The sequence below is a fragment of the Streptomyces sp. NPDC089919 genome (assembly GCF_040684615.1).
In the GTDB taxonomy this organism is placed as follows: domain Bacteria; phylum Actinomycetota; class Actinomycetes; order Streptomycetales; family Streptomycetaceae; genus Streptomyces.
Map to the genome: position 1 here is coordinate 1 of NZ_JBFBGK010000043.1, position 20,653 is coordinate 20,653.

Genomic DNA, 20,653 nt, shown 5'->3' on the forward strand with positions numbered 1-20,653 from the left:
GACGTCGAGGACAACGACACCGCCGCCCGCGAGGTGACCGACCGGCTCTACGGCGGCGGCAGCGACCACCGCCTGCTCCAGGAGATGCTGCTGGGGCACGCCCGTCACCGGGCCGGTTCAGCAGTAGGGGATCTTGTTCAGGTTCGCCGCGTAGCGGGCGGAGATCCAGCCGCGGCCGTCCGCGGTCTTGTACCAGAGGTCGTTGCCGTCGACCTCCTGACCGGCCTTCTTGCACTGGATCAGCACGACCGAGCCGTTCTTGAGCTCACCGGTCCGGGCGTACCCGGTGCCGGGGCCGGAGCGGATGTTCAGCCGGCCGTCCCGGGACACGATGCGGGCCTGCGGCTTGCCGGACGTGGTCTGGCCCTGGTCCTTGCCGTGGCCGCCCTTGCCCTTGTCGTGGCCCTTGCCCTTGTCCTTGTCGTGCCCCTTGCCGCCCTTGTGGTCGTGCTTGGTGCACTTGCACTCGCCCTTGGGGCCCTGGGGACCGGCCGGTCCGCGGTCGCCCTTGGGACCCTGCGGGCCCTGGTGGCCCTTCGGACCCTGCGGGCCGACGGGGCCCCGGTCGCCCTTGGGACCGGCGTGGCCGTTCGAGCCCTTGGGGCCCTGGGGGCCGTGCGGGCCCACCGGACCCCGGTCGCCCTTCGGTCCCACCGGACCGCGGTCGCCCTTGTCGCCCTTCTCACCGCGCGGTCCCTGCGGGCCGCCGGCCGGTCCCTGCGGGCCGCGGGGACCCTCGGGACCCTGCGGTCCGCGGTCGCCCCGGGGACCCGTCGGACCCCGGTCGCCGTGGTCGCCCTTCTCGCCCCGGTCGCCCTTGTCGCCCTTCGGTCCCTGCGGGCCGCCGGCCGGACCGGTCGGGCCCTCCGGACCACGGGGGCCCTCCGGCCCGCGCGGACCCTCCGGACCCTGGGGACCCTGCGGGCCGTGCGGACCCTGGGGACCCTGCGGCCCCTGGTGGCCCTTCGGACCCTTCGGGCCGTGCGGTCCCTGGGGGCCCTGCGGGCCGGTGTCGCCGCGGTCGCCCTTGTCGCCCTTCGGGCCCTGGGGTCCGGGCGGGCCGGGGCGGCCGGGCTTGCCGTGGTGACCCGGCTTGCCGTCGTGCCCGTGCTTGCCGTCGTGGCCCTTGTCGCCCTTGGGGCCCTTCGGCCCGTGCGGGCCCTGGTCCCCCTTGTCGCCCTTCTCGCCCGGCTCGCCCTGCGGGCCGGTGACGGGGGTGGCGACCGCGTACAGCGTGCCGTCGCCGCCCGCGGCGAACTCGCCGCCGCCGAGGGTCGTGCCCTCCGGGGCGTCGGCGTCCACCCGTACGGTCACCCCGAGGCTGGTCCGCTGCTCCGCGGGGAAGGCGTAACCGGCCCGGTCCCCCGTCTCGCAGACCAGGCTGCGCGCGTCGGCCGAACGGTCGCAGGGGACCGAGGCGCGGCGGCCGTTCCAGTAGATCCCCGCCTCCGGGAACGAGGTCCGCTCCGGTGCGATGATCCGGATGGTGCCGCCCTCGGCCGGTTCGGCCGAGGTGGCTGCCAGGATCTCGACCCGCCCGGTGTGGCCCGGGGCGATCGAGGGCACGTACGGCTGGGAGAGCCGCAGGCCCGGGGAGTCCGCGAGGGCCGGCGCGGCCGGTACGAGACAGGAGGCGGTGACGGCAGCCACGACCAGGGCCGCGGGCATGCAACGGGAAACAGGCACGGTGGTTTCCTCCGCGAGGAATGCGACGAGGGAACCGGAACGGACCGCCGATCGCGGTCCGCCGGTGGGGCGAGAGGCCACCACCAGTAGAAGCGGATGATCACAGCAGAGTCAGCTGCGACGCGTCCGGGCTCACCCGGATGCGCGACACGGGTTGCGCCGCCCCGGTCTGCCCGTACCCTGCGCGGCCCGTCGCGGCGGCCCGGCCCGGCGGCCGGGGTTAGCGTGCGGCCCGTGAGCCAGCCACCCCCCTCCGCCGCCGTAGCCCGCCGGATCGGCGCGGCCTGCGCGGGTGCCCTGCCCGCCGTGGTCGTCCGGCTGACCGGCACCGAGCTCTCCCCGGGTCCGGCGACCGCGGTGTTCGGGCTCGGGGTGCTGTGTTCGGCGCTGCTGCTGATGTGGGCCGCCGAGACCGCCCGGGCCGACATCTCGGGCGCGCTGGCGCTGGCCCTGCTGGCCTTCATCGCGGTACTGCCGGAGTACGCCGTGGACCTGTACTTCGCGTACGCGGCCGGCTCCCGGCCGGAGTACGCGGCGTACGCGGCGGCCAACATGACCGGCGCGAACCGGCTGTTGGTGGGTGTGGGCTGGCCGCTGGTGGCGCTGGCCGCCACGCTCGCGGCCCGCCGCCTGGTCCGCGGACCGGCCGCCGGCCCGGCCACCGGCACCATCACGCTGGCGCCGCACCGGCGCATCGACGTGGCCTTCCTCGGGGTGGCCGCGGTGGCCGCCTTCGTGATGCCGCTCGCGCGGGAGATCGGCTGGTACGTCCCGCTGCTGATGATCCCCTGGTACGGGTACTACCTCTACCGGATCGGCCGGTGCAGCTCGGCCGAGCTGGAGGAGCTGGCCGGGGTGCCGGCGCGGTTGGCCGAGCTGCCCGCGGCCCGGCGGCGGACCGTCACCGCCGTGCTCTTCGCGGCCGCGGCGGCGGTGATCTTCGCCTGTGCCGAGCCCTTCGCCAACGGCCTGGTGGAGGCCGGTGCCTCGCTCGGCATCGACCGCTTCCTGCTGGTGCAGTGGCTGGCGCCGCTGGCCTCGGAGGCGCCGGAGCTGATCGTCGCGGTGGTCTTCGCCTGGCGGCTGCGGGCCGACGACGGGCTCGGGGCGCTGCTCTCCAGCAAGGTCAACCAGTGGACCCTGCTGGTCGGCTGCCTGCCGCTGGCGCACGCGCTGGGCGGCGGCGGCTGGTCCCTGCCGCTGGTCACCCGGCAGGTGGACGAGGTGGCACTGACCGCCGCGCAGACGCTGCTGGCCGTGGTGGTCCTGCTCGACCTGCGCTTCCGGCCGTGGCAGGCGCTGGGGCTCTTCGCCCTCTTCGCGGTGCAGTTCGCCCTCCCCGGCGAGTCCGCCCGCACCCTCCTCACCTGGCTCTACCTGGCCTGCGCCGCCGCCCTGCTCACCCGTCGGCTGCCGCACCTCCCGGCCACCGCCCGCGCCCTGACCGGCAACATCCCCGACGACCCCCACCGCCGCACCCGGGTACCGGCCGCCCGCCCCTGACCCGCCCGGACCCGGGCCTCGCGCCGGGGCCGGCCGGGGACTCAGGTGGAAGCCACCGGGAGGACGTCCGGGGAGAGGGAGCCGGAGCGGGAGGTGGCGGAGGTCATGTGGCGGCGGTGGTGGCGGCGGCAGAGGACTTCGTAGCCGACCTCAGCGGCCTGGTTCACATCGCCGACCACGACCTGTTCGCCCTCGACGACCATCACGCCGCCCACCGTGCGGGCGTTGTGGGTGGCGCGGGCGCCGCACCAGCACATGGCCTCGACCTGAAGGGTCTCGACCCGGTCGGCGAGCTCGATCAGGCGCTGGGAGCCGGGGAACAGCTTGGTGCGGAAGTCGGTGGTGATGCCGAAGGCGAAGACGTCCAGGTCCAGGTCGTCGACGATCCGGGCCAGCTGGTCGATCTGGCCGGGGGCCAGGAACTGCGCCTCGTCCACGATCACGTAGTCGACCTTGCCGCCCCGAGACAACTGCTCCACCACGTACGCGTACAGGTCCAGGCCGGGCCCCGCCTCCACCGCGTCGGTCACCAGCCCCAGGCGCGAGGAGAGCTTGCCCTCACCCGCCCGGTCGTCGCGCGTGAAGATCAGCCCCTGCAGCCCGCGCGCCGACCGGTTGTGTTCGATCTGCAGCGCCAGCGTCGACTTCCCGCAGTCCATCGTGCCGGAGAAGAAGGCGAGTTCGGGCATGGGGAGGCGCAGGCCTTTCGGGTCGGGGCAGGGAGCGGACGGGGTCAGGAGCGGACTTCGAGGAGCGGCACCAGCTGCTCCGCGGGGGTCATGGAGCCGTGCATACCGGTGAGGGCGGACTCGTTGACCTCGGTGCGCGAGGCGATGATCGCCACGTCGTCGCGGGCGGCGGCGATGACGTCGCCGATCCGGCCGAGGACCCGCTCGTCGCAGTCGCCGGGACGGCCGAACCATCCCAGGGCCAGCGCCTCCTCGCGGCTCGCGACCCAGAAGCGGTCGCCCAGCACCTCCCGCCACACCGTCAGGACGTCGGCCTCGGCGCCCGGTACCGCGTAGACGTGCCGGGCCCGGCCCTCGCCGCCGAGCAGCGCGACCCCGGCGCTCAGCTCCCAGTCCTCGTCGAAGTCGTAGCGCGACTCCTCGTCGAAGGGAATGTCCACCATGCCGTGGTCGGCGGTGACGTAGAGCGCCGAGCGCGGCGGCAGTTGCTCCGCCAGCCGCTGCACCAGCCGGTCCACGTACATCAGCTGGCCGCGCCAGGCGTCCGAGTCGACGCCCTGCCGGTGGCCGGCGCCGTCCAGTTCGCTGTAGTACGTGTAGACCAGCGAGCGGTCGCCGGCGGCGAGCCGCCGGGCCGCCAGGTCCATCCGCTCCTCGCCGGTCATCCGGCCGAGGAAGCTGCCGCCGCTCAGCGCGATCTTGGTCAGCGGGGTGTGCTGGAAGTCCGGGGAGGACACCTGCGCGGTGGCCACCCCCGCCGCGTCCGCCGCCGCGAAGACCGTCGGGTACGGCTGCCAGGCGTGCGGGTCGGTCCAGGGCCGCCAGCGCAGCTGGTTCATCAGCTGGCCGGTGGCCGGGTTGCGGACGGCGTACCCGGGCAGGCCGTGCCGGGCCGGCGGCAGGCCGGTGCCCACCGAGGCCAGCGAGGTCGCGGTGGTGGCGGGGAAACCGGCGGTCAGCGGACGGCCGGTGCCGCCGCGCGAGGTGCCGAGCAGGGAGGTCAGGTACGGGGCCTCGTCCGGGTGGGCCTTGATCTGCTCCCAGCCGAGCCCGTCTATGAGGAAGACGCAGTTGCGGTCGGCGGGGGTGAGCTCGCCGATGGTCGCGGTCATCCCGGGCACGCCGAGGCCGGCGGCCAGGGTGGGCAGCAGGTCGGCCAGCGAACCCGAGCCGTACTGCGGCACCGGCGCGTCACCGAGGTCGAGGAGCGCCGGCTCGTCCTGCCAGGCGGAGTGGACCATCAGCGGGAGCCGGCCGAGCTGGCGGCCGTGGCCTCCGAGAGGGCCTGGGCGAAGGCCAGCGTCTGCCGGACGGCCTCGGGGCCGTCGCCGGCCTCGCTGACCCGCAGGCTGAGGTCGTCGGCGGTGTTGTTGCCGGTGTAGCCGTGGTCGGCGTCGCAGTTCGCGTCGCCGCAGGCGGCCGGCTCCAGGTCGATCCGGGTGACCGCGCCCCAGCCGATGGTCAGGACGACCTCGCGGGGCAGGGTGCCCGGGGTGTAGGACTCCGGGTTCGCCACGACGCGGCTGACCACGACCGACGAGATCGCGCCGATCTTGACGGACTCGGTGGAGGTGGTGGCGTACGGCGAGGGCGAGCCCGCGTCGGCGGCCTGCTCGTCGGTGTGGCTGACGATGAAGCGGTTGCCGGTCAGGACCAGGACGGTGACGTGGCGGCGGACTTCATTGGAGTCGAAGGTCGTCTCCTGGTGGACCAGGTACGACGAGATCGGCTCGCCGCCCACCGCGGCCTCCACCGCCTCGGCCACGAGGGCCGGGTAGTAGCCGCTGCGCTCGATCGCTGCGCGCAGCCCCTGGGTCGTCGTACCGGATTTCGCCATGGGGTCCATCTTAAGGCCCGGACGAGGCGCTTCGGCCGCTCCGGGGCGGGGGCGGCGCGGGGCCGCCGGGCCCCGGACCGCCGGCCGCCGGCGGGTCAGTAGTTGGGCAGGGTGCGGGGGCCGAGGTCGGTGCGGGCGGGCGGGCGGGAGATCCGCACCTGCGCGCTGAGTACCGAGACCCCCTCGGTCGCGACCACCACCGGCTCGAGGGTGACCCCCGCCACCTCGGGGTGCTCGTCGACGAGCCGGGACAGCCGCAGCAGCAGCTCCTCCAGGGCCCGGGTGTCGACCGGTGCGCTGCCCCGCCAGCCGAAGAGCAGCGGCGCCGCCCGGATGGACCGGATCAGCGCGGCGGCGTCCCGGTCGGTGGCCGGTACCAACCGGTGCGCGGTGTCGCCCAGCAGCTCGGAGGCGACCCCGGCGAGGCCGAAGGAGAGCACGGCGCCGGCCGCCGGGTCGATCACCGAGCGGATGACCGTGTCGACCCCGCGCGGCGCCATCGCCTGGACGACCGGCAGCAGCTCGGCCGGCTTGCCGAGCAGGGCGGTCAGCTCGCCGTACGCCCGCCGCAGCGCGGTCTCGTTGGCCAGGTCGAGGCGGACGCCGCCCAGGTCGGCCCGGTGCCGCAGGTGCGGGGCGGTGGTCTTGAGGGCCACCGGGTAGCCGAGCCGGGCCGCGGCGGCCACCGCCTCGTCGGGGCCGGCGGCGGGCAGGGTGGGGCGCACCCGGATGCCGTACCGGGCGAGCAGGGCGTGCGCCTCGGCCTCGGGGAGGGTGGTGCCGGCGGCCCGGGCGCCACCGGTCGGCTCCGGCTGCTCGGTCGCCAGCAGGGCTTCGAGCTGGGCGGCCGCGCCGGCCGTGTCGATGTCCTCGTACTCCGGCACCTGCCCGGCGTCGGCGGTGGCCCGGCGCCACTGGGCGTACCGGACGGCCTCGGCCATGGCGCGCACCGCCCGCTCGGCGGCGGGGTAGGCGGGGATCGGGCCGGCGGGGGCGGGCCGCAGCACCGCCTCGACGGCGGCGGCGACCTCGGCGGTCACGGGGGTCCTGGCCGCCACGACGGCGTCGATCGCCGCGGCCACCTCGGCCGCCACGGCCGACCCGGGGGCGCCGGTCGGCTCCGCCGCGGGCGTCCCGCCCGTCCCGGCCGGCGGCTTCGTACCCGCGGCCGGAGGCGTCGTCCCGGCGGCTGGGTCCGTCGTACCGGCTGCCGTCTGCGCCGTACCCGCGCCCGGGCCGGAGGCCGCGGCGGCAGCCAGGGCCTCGGCCAGGTCGCCCAGCTCGACCTGGACCACCGCGACCGGCTTGTCCGGGGCCCCGGCCGCCGCGGCGCGCAGGGCCTCGGCCAGCTGCTCGGTGAGGGTGGTCTCGCCCACCGAGGGGATGGCCGTGACGATCACCGCGTCGTGGGCCGGGTCCCGCAGGGCGCGGCCGAGGGCGGACCGGAAGTCCTCGGCGGTGGCCGCGGTGGTCAGGTCGAGCGGTGCGGCCGGGCGCAGCCCTTCCGTCAGGCAGGCGTCGTAGGTGAGCAGCCCGAGGGATTCGGAGTTGCCGAGGATCGCCACCCGGGGCCCGGCCGGCAGCGGCTGGTCGGCCAGCAGCAGGCCCACGTCCACCAGCTCGGTGACGGTGTCGACCCGGATCACCCCGGCCTGCCGCAGCAGGTCGGTGACGGTGGCGTCGGGCAGCCGGGTCTCGGGGACGGTGTGCCCGGCCGGGGTGACCCCGGAGTGCCGGCCGCCCTTGGCCACCACGACCGGCTTGACGGCGGCGGTGCGCCGGGCCAGCCGGGTGAACTTCCGCGGGTTGCCGAGGGTTTCGAGGTAGAGCAGGGCCACGTCGGTGGCCGGGTCCTCGTACCAGTACTGGAGGAAGTCGTTGCCGGAGAGGTCCGCGCGGTTGCCCGCGGAGATGAAGGAGGACAGGCCCGCACCGCGCCGCACCAGACCGGCCAGCAGGGCGATGCCGATCGCCCCGGACTGGGCGAAGAGGCCGATCCGTCCCGGCTCGGGCGAGGCCGGGGCCAGCGAGGCGTTCAGCCGGACGCCGGGGGCGGTGTTGATGAGGCCGAAGGCGTTGGGGCCGATCAGCCGCATGCCGTACGAGCGGGCCTGGCGGACCAGTTCGCGCTGCCGCTCCAGACCCTCGGGGCCGCTCTCGGCGTATCCGGCGGAGAGCACGACCAGGCCCTGGACGCCGTGCTCGCCGCAGTCGGCCACCACCTCCGGCACCCGGTCGGCGGGCACCGCCACCACCGCGAGGTCCACCGGGCCCTCGAGCCCGGCCAGCGAGCGGTGGGCGGGTACGCCGTCCAGCTCCGGCGCCGGAGCGGCCGGGTCCGGCTCGGGCAGGGCCCGGTTGACCGCGTACAGCGCGCCGGTGAAGCCGGAGCAGCGGAGGTTGCGCAGGGCGGCCCGGCCGGCCCCGCCCGGCTCGCGGCTGACCCCGATCACGGCGACCGAGCGGGGCGAGAGCAGCCGCTGCACCGAGCGCGCCTCGGCGCGTTGTTCGCGGGCGCGCTGGACGGCCAGCGACTCCGCGGTGGGCTCCAGGTCGAGGGTGAGGCGGACCGCGCCGTCCTCGAAGCTGCGCTTCTGGGTGTACCCGGCGTCGGTGAACACCTTGATCATCTTGCTGTTGGCGGGCAGCACCTCGGCGGCGAAGCGCCGGATGCCGCGCTCCCGGGCGACCGCGCCGATGTGTTCGAGGAGTGCGGAGGCCACCCCGCGGCCCTGGTGCGCGTCCTGGACGAGGAAGGCGACCTCGGCCTCCTCGGCGGGGGCGGAGGCGGGCCGGCCGTCGGGGCCGATCCGGTCGAAGCGGACGGTGGCGATGAACTCGTCCCCGACGGTGGCGGCCAGCCCGACCCGGTCGACGTAGTCGTGGTGGGTGAAGCGGTGCACGTCCTTGGCGGAGAGCCGGGGGTAGGGCGCGAAGAAGCGGTAGTACTTCGACTCGTCCGAGACCTGCTCGTAGAAGCTGACCAGCCGGCCGGCGTCCTCGGTGGTGATGGGCCTGATCCGGGCCGTGCCGCCGTCGCGCAACACCACGTCCGCTTCCCAGTGGGCCGGGTACGAGGGATCCGACGGTGTCCGCATGGGCCCAAGCGTACGGCGCACCGGCTCGGGGCACGCGCGCGCGGCGAGCGAGGCGTTACGGGGCGAACCAGGGCAAGCTTGGACGGGTCGAACGGCGGACGTTTTAGGGCCGAAGGTCGGTCGGATGCTTCCGGCGGTCGTGAGAGACTGGTCTAGACAACCCGTAGAACCTGAAGGGCATCACCATGGCAGAGCGCCGCGTCAACGTCGGCTGGGCCGAGGGCCTGCACGCTCGTCCCGCCTCGATCTTCGTCCGGGCGACGACCGCTTCCGGTATCCCGGTGACCATCGCGAAGGCCGGCGGCGACCCCGTCAACGCCGCCTCCATGCTCGCGGTGCTGGGCCTGGGCGCCCAGGGCGGCGAGGAGATCGTCCTGGCGTCGGAGGCCGAGGGCGCGGAGGCCGCGCTGGACCGCCTCGCCAAGCTGGTCGCCGAGGGTCTCGAGGAGCTTCCCGAGACCGTCTGATCCGCACGCACACCCCGCGTACGGCCACTTCGCGCGAGCCGCGGCACCCCACGAGGGCGCCGCGGCTCCGTCGTTTCCGGGCCGGCGCTCCGGGGGCGGGGCGACCCCTCGGCGGATTTCCCCGCAGCGGGCATTTCCGGACGGACGAATATCCGACACCCCGCGCCACGGCCCCGTGAATGACCGGCCATTTCCGGACAGCAGAATTCCGAACCGCCGGCCGGAATTATCGGCCGGGGTCGCCGGAGCCTTTTCATGAGGGTCCGGCACCTCTTTGTATACCGGCCCTGTTAATTGTCGTCGCGCCGGGTGTGTACGGCAGGTTGCCGAACCCTCACCGACCGCTCCAGGCGCGTTCGCGCGGCACTCCCCCGCCGGCGGTCCGGCGCAGCCGGTGCGCCGCCACGGCCCGCGTCATGTGGGCGGCGGCCAGCGCCCGGGCCCGGTCCGCGTCGCCCCGGGCCACCGCGTCCACGATCGCGCCGTGCTCCGCCCAGGACTCGACCGGCCGGGCCGGGGTCTCCACCGCGTACATCCAGGCGATCTTGTGCCGCAGCTGGGTCAGCAGCGCGGTCAGGGCCGGGCTGCCGGCAGCCTGGGCCAGCGTGTCGTGGAACCAGCCGCCCAGGGCCCGCAGGTCCTCCCCCTCGCCCCGGCGGGCCCGCTCCTGGCCGAGCCGGACCAACCCGCGCAGCACCTTCAGGTGCGCGTCGGTGCGCCGCTGCGCGGCCCGGGCGGCGCCCAGCGGCTCCAGGAGGGTGCGCATCTCCAGCAGGTCCCCGGCCTCCTGCTCGGTCGGCTCGGCCACGCAGGCGCCGGCATGCCGGCGGGTGACGACGAAGCCCTCGGACTCCAGGGTGCGCAGCGCCTCGCGGACCGGCACCCGGGAGACCCCGTACCGGCGGGCGAGCAGTTCCTCGGTGAGTCTGGCGCCGCGCTCGAACACGCCCGCGACGATGTCGTCGCGGATTGCCGTGCATACCGCGTGCGCGGGAATGCGCATGACCGGACCTCCGCTTGTTGTCCGCGAAACTCGCTCGGGCGACGTACGGGTCGCGTACGTTCTGCGACTCTATTGCAGAAAGCGGCAATTCCCGAGCGGCTGCGGAAATACGGAACTCTTTTTGCCCGCCGCCCACGGGGCGGGGCGGCGCACCGCCGGGCACCCGCCGGCCGGCTCCGGGCCGGCGGACACGCCGAAGGCCCCGGCTCGGGGAGCCGGGGCCTTCGGGAAGCGTGCGGGCCGGGTCAGACGTTGACGCCGTGCGAGCGCAGGTACGTGATCGGGTTGATGTCCGAGCCGTAGTCCGGCCCGGTACGGGCCTCGAAGTGCAGGTGCGGGCCGCTGGAGTTGCCCGTGGAGCCCGACAGCGCGATCTGGTCGCCCGGGGTGACCTGCTGGCCGACCGAGACCTGGATGGCCGAGAGGTGGCCGTACTGAGTGTACGTGCCGTCCAGCATCTTGATGACGATGTTGTTGCCGTAGGCGCCGCCCCAGCCGGCCTCGACGACGACGCCCGTGCCCACCGCGTGGACCGAGGTGCCGGAGGCGGCGTGGAAGTCGATGCCGGTGTGGTGGCCGGAGGACCACATCGAGCCGCCGCTGAGGTAGCCGGTGCTGACGTAGGAGTTGGCGACCGGGGCGACGAAGGTCAGCAGGCGCTTGCGCTCGGCCTCGCGGGCGGCGCGCTCCTTGGCCTCGCGCTCGGCCTTGGCGCGGGCCTCGGCCTTCGCCTTGGCCTCGGCGGCCCGCTGGCGGGCGTCGGCCTCGGCCTTGGCCTTGGCGGCGGCGATCTCGGCGGCGGCCTTCTGCGACGCGGCCTGGGCCTCGATCTGGCCGGCCAGGTCGTCGGCGACGACGACGGCGTTCAGCCCGGTGTCCTCGAGGCCGCGGGGCTCTGCTTCGGTCGCGGCGAAGGCCGGACCGGCGAGGGTGCCGACGACGCCGGTGGTCGCGAGGGCGGCTATGCCGGCCATGTTCGCGCTCTTGCGGCTCAGACGGCTGGGACCGCGGTGCTTGCCGGCGGCACGACTGCCAAACGCCATGAAGGGGCTGATCCTTTCCTTCCTTCTCGCCTACCGGGTTAGCTGACGGGTTCGGAGCAGGAAGGTCTCCTACGGGCTGCCTCTGGCGAGGCGGTCCGATTCACCCCAGGGACTGATGTGGGTCCCCGGCTCCCCAGGCTCGCGCCTGACGGGGACTCGGCGATCGCTGTCCGGTGCCGCGGGTGCGGCTGTTACAGCTGACGGACAGCGAGGTTGACGCTAGGCGGATGGTCGGACAATCACCAAACAGACACGGGTTTTTGTGGCGTACGCCACGGGGCATTCGGGCAACCACCCTCCCGAACCGGACATATGACGCAACAAGGGCCCCGGTGGTCATACCACCGGGGCCCCGCGGCCCACGGCCCCTCCGGGGCCCTGGTCACCGGGTCAGTTGGCGACCACGGTCACCGCGCCGATGCCCAGCGCCCGCACCGGCTCCGCGATCTGCCCGGCGTCGCCCACCAGGACCGTCACCAGCCGGTCCCCGGGGAAGGCGTTGACCACGGCCGAAGTCGCCTCCACCGTGCCGGTGTCGGCCAGCCGGGCGTACAACTGCGCCTGGAAGTCGTCCGGCAGCTCCTGCTCGACCTGGTCGGCGAGGGTGCTCGCGACGGCCGCCGCGGTCTCGAACTTGAGCGGGGCCACGCCCACCAAGTTCTGCACGGCCACGTCGCGTTCGGCGTCGGTCAGGCCGCCCTCGGCCAGCGTCCGGAGCACCTTCCACAGGTCCTCGAGCGCCGGGCCGGTGTTGGGGGTGTCCACCGAGCCGCTGATGGCCAGCATCGAGGCGCCGGTGCCGTCGGCCGTGGAGCGCAGCACCTGGCCGAAGGCGCGCACGCCGTAGGTGTAGCCCTTCTCCTCGCGCAGGACGCGGTCCAGCCGGGAGGTGAGGGTGCCGCCGAGGCAGTAGGTGCCGAGCACCTGGGCGGGCCAGACGCGGTCGTGCCGGTCCCCGCCGATCCGGCCGATCAGCAGCTGCGTCTGGACCGCACCGGGGCGGTCCACGATCACCACGCGGCCGGTGTCGTCGGCGGTGACCGGGCTGACCGGGAAGGCCTCGCCGGTGCCACCGGTCCAGGAGCCCAGCGTCTCCGCCAGGACCGCGGCCAGGTCGGTGCCGGTCAGGTCGCCGACCACCACCGCGGTGGCGGTGGCGGGGCGCACGTGGGCGTCGTAGAAGGCGCGCACGGCCGCCGCGTCGATCCGCGCGACGGTCTCTTCGGTGCCCTGGCGCGGCCGGGACATCCGCAGCGCGGCGGGGAACAGCTCCTTGGAGAGCTCCTTGGCCGCCCGGCGCTGCGGGTTGGCCAGCTCGTGCGGGATCTCGTCGAGCCGGTTGCGCACCAGCCGGCCGACCTCGGCGTCCGCGAAGGCCGGCGCCCGCAGCGCCTCGGCGAGCAGCCCCAGCGCCTTGGGCAGCCGGGAGGCCGGTACCTCCAGCGAGACCCGGACGCCCGGGTGGTCGGCGTGCGCGTCGAGGGTGGCGCCGCAGCGCTCCAGCTCGGCGGCGAACTCCTCGGCGGAGTGCTTGTCGGTGCCCTCGGACAGCGCCCGGGCCATGATGGTGGCCACGCCGTCCAGGCCCGCGGGCTCGGCCTCCAGCGGGGCGTCGAGGAGCACCTCGACGGCCACCACCTGCTGGCCGGGACGGTGGCAGTGCAGCACCGTCAGGCCGTTGTCGAGCGCGCCGCGCTCCGGGGCCGGGAAGGCCCAGGGCTTGGGCTGCCCGGCCTGCGGCTGCGGGTGGAAGGTCATCGGGGAAGCGACGTCGGCGGTCACTGGTCAGCCCCTTCGGCATCGTCGTCGGCGCCGGTGTCGGCGCCCTCTTCGGCGGCGGGCAGCGGCTCGTACACGAGGACCGCGCGGTTGTCGGGGCGCAGCCGGGCGGCGGCCACGGCCTGCACCTCCTCGGCCGTGACGTCCAGCACCCGCTGGACGGCGGTCAGGGCCAGCTGCGGGTCGCCGAACAGCACGGCGAAGCGGCAGAGTTCGTCGGCCCGGCCGGCAACCGTGCCCAGCCGGTCCAGCCACTCGCGCTCGAGCTGGGCCTGGGCCCGCTCCATCTCCTCGGCGGTGGGGCCCTCCGCGGCGAACCGCGCCAGCTCCTCGTCGACCGCGGCCTCGATGCGCGGCACCTCCACCCCGCCGGAGGTCTTGACGTCCAGCCAGCCCAGGGAGGGCGCACCGGCCAGCCGCAGCAGGCCGAAGCCGGCGGCGACCGCGGTCTGGTCGCGGCGGACCAGGCGGTTGTGGAGCCGCGAGGACTCGCCGCCGCCGAGCACGGTCAGCGCGAGGTCGGCCGCGTCGCACTCGCGGGTGCCGTCGTGGGGCAGCCGGTAGGCCGCCATCAGGGCCCGGGCCGGCACCTCCTCGACGATCTCCTCGCGGAGCTGGCCGCCCATGACGTCGGGCAGCGAGCCGTCCCGCGGCGGCTGCTTGCCGTCGTGCGAGGGGATGGAGCCGAAGTACTTCTCGACCCAGGCGAGGGTCTGCTCGGGGTCGATGTCGCCGACCACGGACAGCACCGCGTTGTTGGGGGCGTAGTACGTCCGGAAGAAGGTGCGCGCGTCCTCGAGGGAGGCGGCGTCCAGATCGGCCATCGAACCGATCGGGGTGTGGTGGTACGGGTGGCCGTCCGGGTAGGCGAGGGCGGTCAGCCGCTCGAACGCGGTGCCGTAGGGGACGTTGTCGTACCGCTGGCGGCGCTCGTTCTTGACGACGTCGCGCTGGTTCTCCATGGATTCGTCGTCCAGGGCGGACAGCAGCGAGCCCATCCGGTCCGCCTCGAGCCACAGGGCCAGCTCGAGCTGGTGCGCCGGCATGGTCTCGAAGTAGTTGGTCCGCTCGAAGCTGGTGGTGCCGTTCAGCGAGCCGCCGGCGCCCTGGACCAGCTCGAAGTGGCCGTTGCCGGGCACGCTCTTCGAGCCCTGGAACATCAGGTGCTCGAAGAGGTGAGCCAGGCCGGTACGGCCCTTGACTTCGTGGCGGGAGCCGACGTCGTACCAGAGGCAGACCGCGGCGACCGGGGTCAGGTGGTCCTCGGAGAGCACCACGCGAAGGCCGTTGGCCAGCCGGTGCTCGGTCGCTGTCAGGCCGCCGGAAGCGGCCTCGGCGGTGGCCGTGTGACCCATGGGCATGTGATCCCTTCGATCGCTGAGGAGAGAGTCCTGCCACTGTATGCAAGCGCAGCGGTCACCGGAGAAGTTCCCGAGTCCCCCGGGTCGCCGTCGGCGTTGTCAGAGGAGCGGTCCACAATGGACCGCGTCATACCCAGATCTCGGAGCACGAGGAGCCGCAGCAGCGATGGCCCGCCGCAGCACGAAGACCCCGCCGCCGGAGGATTTCGAGGAGAAGATCCTCGACATCGACGTCGTCGACGAAATGCAGGGCTCCTTCCTCGAGTACGCGTACTCGGTGATCTACTCCCGCGCCCTGCCCGACGCCCGGGACGGCATGAAGCCGGTCCACCGCCGGATCGTGTACCAGATGAACGAGATGGGCCTGCGCCCCGACCGCGGATACGTCAAGTGCGCCCGCGTGGTCGGCGAGGTGATGGGCAAGCTCCACCCCCACGGCGACGCGTCGATCTACGACGCCCTGGTGCGCATGGCCCAGCCCTTCTCCATGCGCCTCCCGCTGGTCGACGGCCACGGCAACTTCGGTTCGCTGGGCAACGACGACCCGCCGGCCGCCATGCGGTACACCGAGTGCCGGATGGCCGACGCCACCTCCCTGATGACGGAGTCGATCGACGAGGACACCGTCGACTTCACGCCGAACTACGACGGCCAGGAGCGGGAGCCGGTCGCCCTCCCGGCGGCCTACCCGAACCTCCTGGTCAACGGCGCCTCCGGGATCGCGGTCGGCATGGCCACCAACATGCCCCCGCACAACCTCGGCGAGGTCATCGCGGCCGCCCGGCACCTGATCCGGTACCCGGCCGCCGACCTGGAGGCGCTGATGCGCTTCGTGCCCGGCCCGGACCTGCCCACCGGCGGCCGGATCGTCGGCCTGCAGGGCATCAAGGACGCCTACGAGACGGGCCGCGGCACCTTCAAGATCCGCGCCACCGTCACCGTGGACAACGTCACCGCCCGCCGTAAGGGCCTGGTCGTCACGGAACTCCCCTTCACGGTCGGCCCCGAGAAGGTCATCGCGAAGATCAAGGACCTGGTCGGCTCCAAGAAGCTCCAGGGCATCGCGGACGTCAAGGACCTCACCGACCGCGCGCACGGCCTGCGCCTGGTCATCGAGATCAAGAACGGCTTCCACCCGGAGGCCGTGCTGGAGCAGCTGTACAAGCTGACGCCGATGGAGGAGTCCTTCGGCATCAACAACGTCGCGCTGGTCGACGGCCAGCCTCTGACCCTGGGCCTCAAGGAACTGCTGGAGGTCTACCTCGACCACCGCTTCGAGGTGGTCCGCCGGCGCAGCGAGTTCCGGCGCACCAAGCGCCGCGACCGGCTGCACCTGGTCGAGGGCCTGCTGGTGGCCCTGGTCGACATCGACGAGGTCATCCGCCTGATCCGCTCCAGCGAGAACAGCGCGCAGGCCAAGCAGCGGCTGATCGAGCACTTCTCGCTCAGCGAGGTGCAGACCCAGTACATCCTCGACACCCCGCTGCGCCGGCTCACCAAGTTCGACCGGCTGGAGCTGGAGTCCGAGCGCGACCGGCTGACCGGCGAGATCGACGAGCTGACCGGGATCCTCGACTCGGACGGCGAGCTGCGCAAGCTGGTCTCCGCCGAACTGGCCGCGGTGGCGAAGAAGTTCGGCACCGACCGGCGCACGGTCCTGCTGGAGTCGGCGGGCGCCGCGGTCTCCGCGGTGCCGCTGGAGGTCGCGGACGACCCGTGCCGGGTGCTGCTGTCCTCCACCGGCCTGCTGGCCCGGACGGTCACCGGCGACCCGCTGGCGGCCGGTGACGGCGGCCGGGCCAAGCACGACGCGATCGTCTCGTCGGTGCTGGCCACCGCCCGGGCCGAGGTCGGCGCGGTCACCTCGACGGGCCGGCTGCTGCGGGTCCAGGTGATCGACCTGCCCCAGCTGCCGGACACCCACGCCGCACCCAACCTCGCGGGCGGCGCACCGATCTCGGAGTTCCTGTCCACCCTGGAGCCGGACGAGCGGGTGGTCTGCCTGACCACGCTCGACGAGACCTCGCAGGGCCTGGCGCTGGGCACCGAGCAGGGCGTGGTCAAGCGCGTCGTGCCGGACTACCCGGCCAACAAGGACGAGCTCGAGGTGATCACGCTCAAGGACGGCGACCGGATCGTCGGCGCGGTGGAGCTGCGCACCGGCGAGGAGGACCTGGTCTTCATCACGGACGACGCCCAGCTGCTGCGCTACCCGGCGGGCCAGGTGCGCCCGCAGGGCCGTCCGGCGGGCGGCATGGCCGGCATCAAGCTCACCGAGGGCGCGAAGGTCCTGCACTTCTCGGCGGTGGACCCGGGCGCCGAGGCGTACGTCTTCAGCGTCGCCGGCTCGCACGGCACGCTCGACGACTCGGTGGCCACGGCCAAGCTCACCCCGTTCGACCAGTACCCCCGCAAGGGCCGGGCCACCGGCGGTGTGCGCTGCCAGCGCTTCCTGAAGGGCGAGGACGTCCTGGTGCTGGCCTGGGCGGGCGCGGCCCCGGCGCGGGCCGCCACGGCCAACGGCACGCCGGTCGAGCTGCCGGCCCCCGACCCGCGCCGCGACGGCTCGGGTACGGCCCTGCCCACGGCGGTGGCCGTGGTGGCGGGCGCCCCGCTGTAGCCGCGGCCCCCGGGCCCGGCTCCGGCCGGGCCCGGGCTCAGCCCTCGGCCGGTACGTCCCCGGGCTCGGGGACGTACCGCAGCACGGCCCACATCGCCTCGGGCGGGGTCCCCTGCGGCGCCGGCTCCCGGCAGGCCGCCAGCCCCCGGGCCAGCGCCCCGCCGTCGGTGCCCGAGCCGATCAGCACGAGCCGGCTGACCCGCTGCTCGCCGCGGCCCCAGGGCCCCGGCGTGAAGCGCAGGAAGCGGCCGACGGCGTGGACCTCGTACTTCTCCTCGTGGCCCGGGACGCCGAAGTACACGAATCCCTTGATGCGGTAGAGGCCGGCCGGGCGGGCGTCGAGGAAGTCGATGAAGCGGCGCGGGCTCAGTGCCTGCTCGCTGACGAACTCCGTGCTGTCGTAGCCGTGGTGCAGGTGCCCGCCGGGGCAGCCGGACCCGCAGTCCCCGCCGTGCGCGTGCGCACCCTCGTCCGCGTCCTCCGCGAGCAGGTCCTCGAAGGACAGCTGGCCCCGGGTCTCGCTCCAGGGCCGGCGGTCGAAAAGGAGCTCCGGGTCGATCCGCCCGTGGTCCGCGGCCACCACCGGGACACCGGGGCACAGCCCGCCGAGCAGCCCCTCGATCCGGGTGCGTTCGGCCGCGTCGACCCGGTCGGTCTTGTTGAGCACCACCAGGTCGGCCACGGCCAGGTGCCGGTCGGTCTCGGGGTGCCGCAGCCGGGTCGCGTCGAACTCGGCCGCGTCCACCACCTCGACCGTCCCGCCGTAGCGGATGGCCGGGTTCTCGCTGGCCATCACCATCTTGATGAGCTCCTGGGGCTCGGCCAGCCCGCTCGCCTCGATGACGATCACGTCGATCCGGTGCGCGGGCGCGGCCAGCTTCTCCAGGAAGGCGTCCAGCTCGCTCGCGTCGGCCGCGCAGCACAGGCAGCCGCCGCCGAGCGAGACCATCGAGTCCCCGACCTGGCCGGCCACGGACATCGCGTCGATCTCGATCGAGCCGAAGTCGTTGACCACCACCCCGATCCGGGTGCCCCGGCTGCTCCTCAGCAGGTGGTTGAGGAGGGTGGTCTTGCCGGATCCGAGGAACCCGGCGAGCACGACGACGGGAATGGGCTGCCTGCTGTTCACCCGGCCGATGGTAGCCACCCGGCCCGGCACCCGGGGCGGGCCGGGTACGGCGGTCAGCCGCCGGCCGACGGCAGCGGTGGGGCGGACGCCACAGCCTGAGCCGGTACCGCAACGGCCGGGGCCCGCATACGGTCACAGGCATGCCCACCCCCCGCCCCCGGCGCCCGAGGCGCCCACGGCGCATGTTCTCCCAGGTGCTGCTCACCCAGCTCGGCATCGCGACCGGCGTCACCGTCCTCGCCACCGGCCTCTTCCTGGCTCCCCTCAGCGCCCAGCTCGACGACCAGGCCATGCGCCGCGCCCTGGCCATCGCCCAGAGCGCCGCCGCCGACCCCGCGCTGGCCACCGCGGTCCGCACCACCCCCGCCGCCGCCGACGGCCCCGTACAGCGCGCCGCCGAGCGGGTCCGCAAGGCCACCGGCGCCGAGTACGTCGTGGTCCTGGACCGCCGCGGCATCCGCCGCTCGCACCCCAGCCCGGGCCGGATCGGCCGGCACGTCTCCACCGACCCCGCCGAGGCCCTGGCCGGCCACGACGTCATGGAGATCGACGACGGCACCCTGGGGCGGTCGGCCCGCGGCAAGGTCCCGCTCCGCGACGACCACGGCACGATCGTCGGCGCGGTCTCGGTCGGCATCGCCTACGACAGCGTCCGGGACCGGCTCCTTTCGGCCATACCCGGCCTGCTGGCGTACGCGGGCGCCGCCCTGGCCGCAGGCGCCCTGGCCGCCTACCTGATCTCCCGCCGGATCCAGCGGCAGACCCGCGACCTGGCCTTCTCCGACATCTCGGGTCTGCTGGCCGAGCGCGAGGCGATGCTGCACTCGATCCGCGAGGGCGTGGTCGCCCTGGACGCCGCCGGCCGGATCCGGCTGGTCAACGACGAGGCGCAGCGGCTGCTGGGGCTCACCGCCGGGGCGGCCGGCCGGCCGCTGGACGAGGTGCTGGGCGCCGGTCGCACCACCGACGTGCTGGCCGGCCGGATCACCGGCACGGACCTGCTGACCGTCCGGGGCCCCCGGGTCCTGGTCGCCAACCGGATGCCCACGGAGGACGGCGGTGCGGTGGCCACCCTGCGGGACCGCACGGAGCTGGAGCGGCTGGGCCGCGAACTGGACTCCACCCGGGGTCTGATCGAGGCCCTGCGGGCCCAGGACCACGAGCACGCCAACCGGCTGCACACCCTCCTCGGCCTACTGGAGCTCGGCCTGCACGAGGAGGCGGCGGAGTTCATCGCCGAGGTGACCGGCGGCCACCGGGCCACCGCGGAGCAGATCACCGAACGGGTCCGGGACCCGCTGCTGGCCGCGCTGCTGGTCGGCAAGGCCACCGTCGCCGCCGAACGCGGCGTGACCCTGCACCTGGCCGGCGCCACCGAGCTGCCCGACCGGCTGGTGGACCCCGGCGGCCTGGTCACCGTGGTCGGCAACCTCGTCGACAACGCCCTGGACGCGGTCGCGGGCACGGCCCCGGCCCGGGTCGAGGTGGAGCTGCGGGCCGAGGGGCAGGGCGTGGTCGTGCAGGTCCGGGACAGCGGTCCGGGCATCCCGGCCGCCCGGCGCGAGGAGGTCTTCACCGACGGCTGGTCCACCAAGCAGCCACCGGCCCACGGCGGCCGCCGGGGCCTGGGCCTGGCACTCGTCCGGCGCCTCGCGGAGCGGCAGGGCGGCAGCGCCCGGGCCGGGGAGGCCCCGGACGGCGGTGCGGAGTTCCGCGTGGAGCTGCCGGAGGCGCTGCGGTGATCGAGGTGCTGGTGGTGGAGGACGACCCGCGGGTGGCCCGGATCAACGCCGCGTACGTGGCGAAGGTGCCCGGCTTCCGCACGGTCGGGGCGGCCGCCTCGGTCGCCGCGGCGCTGGCGTTCGTCGAGGAGGTGGCGGTGGACCTGGTGCTGCTCGACCAGTACCTGCCGGACGGCACCGGCCTCGACCTGGTCCGGCGGCTGCGCGAGCGGGGCCGGCACACCGACGTGATCATGGTGACCGCGGCCCGGGACCTGGCGACCGTACAGGCCGCGATGCGGCTGGGGGCGCTCCAGTACCTGGTCAAGCCGTTCGACTTCGCGGGGCTGCGGGCCAAGCTGGAGGGGTACGCGGCGCTGCGCCGCTCTCTGGCCGGGGGCGGCGAGGCCGAGCAGGCGGAGGTGGACCGGATCTTCGGCACGCTCGCCACCGCCGCCGCCCCGGTCGGCCTGCCCAAGGGGCACTCCCCCACCACCGCCGAACTGGTCCGCCAGGTGCTGCTGACGGCCGGCGGGGACGTGTCGGCCCAGGAGATCGCCGAGCGCGCCGGGCTCAGCCGGCAGACCGCCCAGCGCTACCTGAAGCTGCTGGAGCGCACCGGCCGGGTCCGGCTGAGCCTGCGGTACGGGGAGACGGGCCGGCCCGAGCACCGGTACGTGTGGGTGCCCACGGGCGCCTGACCGCCCCGGCCGCGCC

Annotated in this window: 15 protein-coding genes and 1 riboswitch; of the genes, 5 read left to right on the forward strand and 10 right to left on the reverse strand. The window is 74.6% G+C overall.

Going from position 1 to position 20,653, the window contains the following annotated elements:
- Nucleotides 1-117: 117 nt before the first annotated feature.
- Nucleotides 118-1,686, reverse strand: coding sequence for an SH3 domain-containing protein (locus AB0O40_RS18835; RefSeq protein ID WP_365042445.1), 1,569 nt, complete (start codon nt 1,684-1,686; stop codon nt 118-120).
- A gap of 234 nt (nt 1,687-1,920) precedes the next feature.
- Here AB0O40_RS18835 and AB0O40_RS18840 point away from each other — a divergent pair, with 234 nt between their 5' ends.
- Nucleotides 1,921-3,189: a hypothetical protein gene (locus AB0O40_RS18840; RefSeq protein ID WP_365042447.1), complete on the forward strand. Its 1,269-nt coding sequence runs from the start codon at nt 1,921-1,923 to the stop codon at nt 3,187-3,189.
- Nucleotides 3,190-3,230: 41 nt separating this feature from the next.
- Here AB0O40_RS18840 and AB0O40_RS18845 read toward each other — a convergent pair whose 3' ends face one another.
- From AB0O40_RS18845 to AB0O40_RS18860, 4 genes are all read right to left on the reverse strand, one after another.
- Nucleotides 3,231-3,878, reverse strand: a complete 648-nt coding sequence (locus AB0O40_RS18845; protein ID WP_365042450.1) for a thymidine kinase — start codon at nt 3,876-3,878, stop codon at nt 3,231-3,233.
- A gap of 44 nt (nt 3,879-3,922) precedes the next feature.
- On the reverse strand, nt 3,923-5,119 hold the full coding sequence (locus AB0O40_RS18850) for a nucleotide pyrophosphatase/phosphodiesterase family protein (RefSeq protein ID WP_365042453.1): 1,197 nt from the start codon (nt 5,117-5,119) through the stop codon (nt 3,923-3,925).
- On the reverse strand, nt 5,119-5,724 hold the full coding sequence (locus AB0O40_RS18855; RefSeq protein ID WP_365042456.1) for a DUF5998 family protein: 606 nt from the start codon (nt 5,722-5,724) through the stop codon (nt 5,119-5,121). Before AB0O40_RS18855 ends, AB0O40_RS18850 begins: the two co-directional genes overlap by 1 nt.
- Before the next feature lie 86 nt (nt 5,725-5,810).
- Complete coding sequence (locus AB0O40_RS18860; RefSeq protein WP_365042459.1) at nt 5,811-8,813, reverse strand: GNAT family N-acetyltransferase; 3,003 nt, start codon at nt 8,811-8,813, stop codon at nt 5,811-5,813.
- A 185-nt stretch (nt 8,814-8,998) separates the two neighbouring features.
- Between AB0O40_RS18860 and AB0O40_RS18865 the strand changes: the two genes are divergently transcribed.
- Nucleotides 8,999-9,280, forward strand: a complete 282-nt coding sequence (locus tag AB0O40_RS18865; protein WP_365042462.1) for an HPr family phosphocarrier protein — start codon at nt 8,999-9,001, stop codon at nt 9,278-9,280.
- Between the two features lie 334 nt (nt 9,281-9,614).
- Here AB0O40_RS18865 and AB0O40_RS18870 read toward each other — a convergent pair whose 3' ends face one another.
- The 4 genes from AB0O40_RS18870 to AB0O40_RS18885 form a co-directional block, all read right to left on the reverse strand.
- Nucleotides 9,615-10,283, reverse strand: coding sequence for a GntR family transcriptional regulator (locus AB0O40_RS18870; RefSeq protein ID WP_365042465.1), 669 nt, complete (start codon nt 10,281-10,283; stop codon nt 9,615-9,617).
- 245 nt (nt 10,284-10,528) lie between these two features.
- The gene (locus AB0O40_RS18875) at nt 10,529-11,326 is read right to left on the reverse strand and encodes a M23 family metallopeptidase (protein ID WP_365042468.1); all 798 of its coding nucleotides are present in this window, start codon (nt 11,324-11,326) and stop codon (nt 10,529-10,531) included.
- 12 nt (nt 11,327-11,338) lie between these two features.
- A riboswitch (cyclic di-AMP (ydaO/yuaA leader) is annotated at nt 11,339-11,498 on the reverse strand.
- A gap of 218 nt (nt 11,499-11,716) precedes the next feature.
- Entirely contained in the window at nt 11,717-13,084 is a 1,368-nt protein-coding gene (locus tag AB0O40_RS18880) for a pitrilysin family protein (RefSeq protein ID WP_365042554.1), read from the reverse strand.
- Between the two features lie 20 nt (nt 13,085-13,104).
- Entirely contained in the window at nt 13,105-14,460 is a 1,356-nt protein-coding gene (locus AB0O40_RS18885; protein ID WP_365042471.1) for a pitrilysin family protein, read from the reverse strand.
- 172 nt (nt 14,461-14,632) lie between these two features.
- Between AB0O40_RS18885 and AB0O40_RS18890 the strand changes: the two genes are divergently transcribed.
- Complete coding sequence (locus AB0O40_RS18890) at nt 14,633-17,086, forward strand: DNA topoisomerase IV subunit A (protein WP_365042474.1); 2,454 nt, start codon at nt 14,633-14,635, stop codon at nt 17,084-17,086.
- 37 nt (nt 17,087-17,123) lie between these two features.
- Here the strand turns inward: AB0O40_RS18890 and AB0O40_RS18895 are convergent, their stop codons facing one another.
- Complete coding sequence (locus AB0O40_RS18895; RefSeq protein WP_365042476.1) at nt 17,124-18,215, reverse strand: GTP-binding protein; 1,092 nt, start codon at nt 18,213-18,215, stop codon at nt 17,124-17,126.
- Between the two features lie 182 nt (nt 18,216-18,397).
- On the opposite strand from AB0O40_RS18895, the gene AB0O40_RS18900 reads away from it, so the two are divergent.
- On the forward strand, nt 18,398-19,957 hold the full coding sequence (locus AB0O40_RS18900; protein ID WP_365042479.1) for an ATP-binding protein: 1,560 nt from the start codon (nt 18,398-18,400) through the stop codon (nt 19,955-19,957).
- Entirely contained in the window at nt 19,954-20,637 is a 684-nt protein-coding gene (locus AB0O40_RS18905) for a response regulator (protein WP_365042482.1), read from the forward strand. The genes AB0O40_RS18900 and AB0O40_RS18905 overlap by 4 nt, the downstream gene beginning before the upstream one ends.
- Nucleotides 20,638-20,653: the final 16 nt, after the last annotated feature.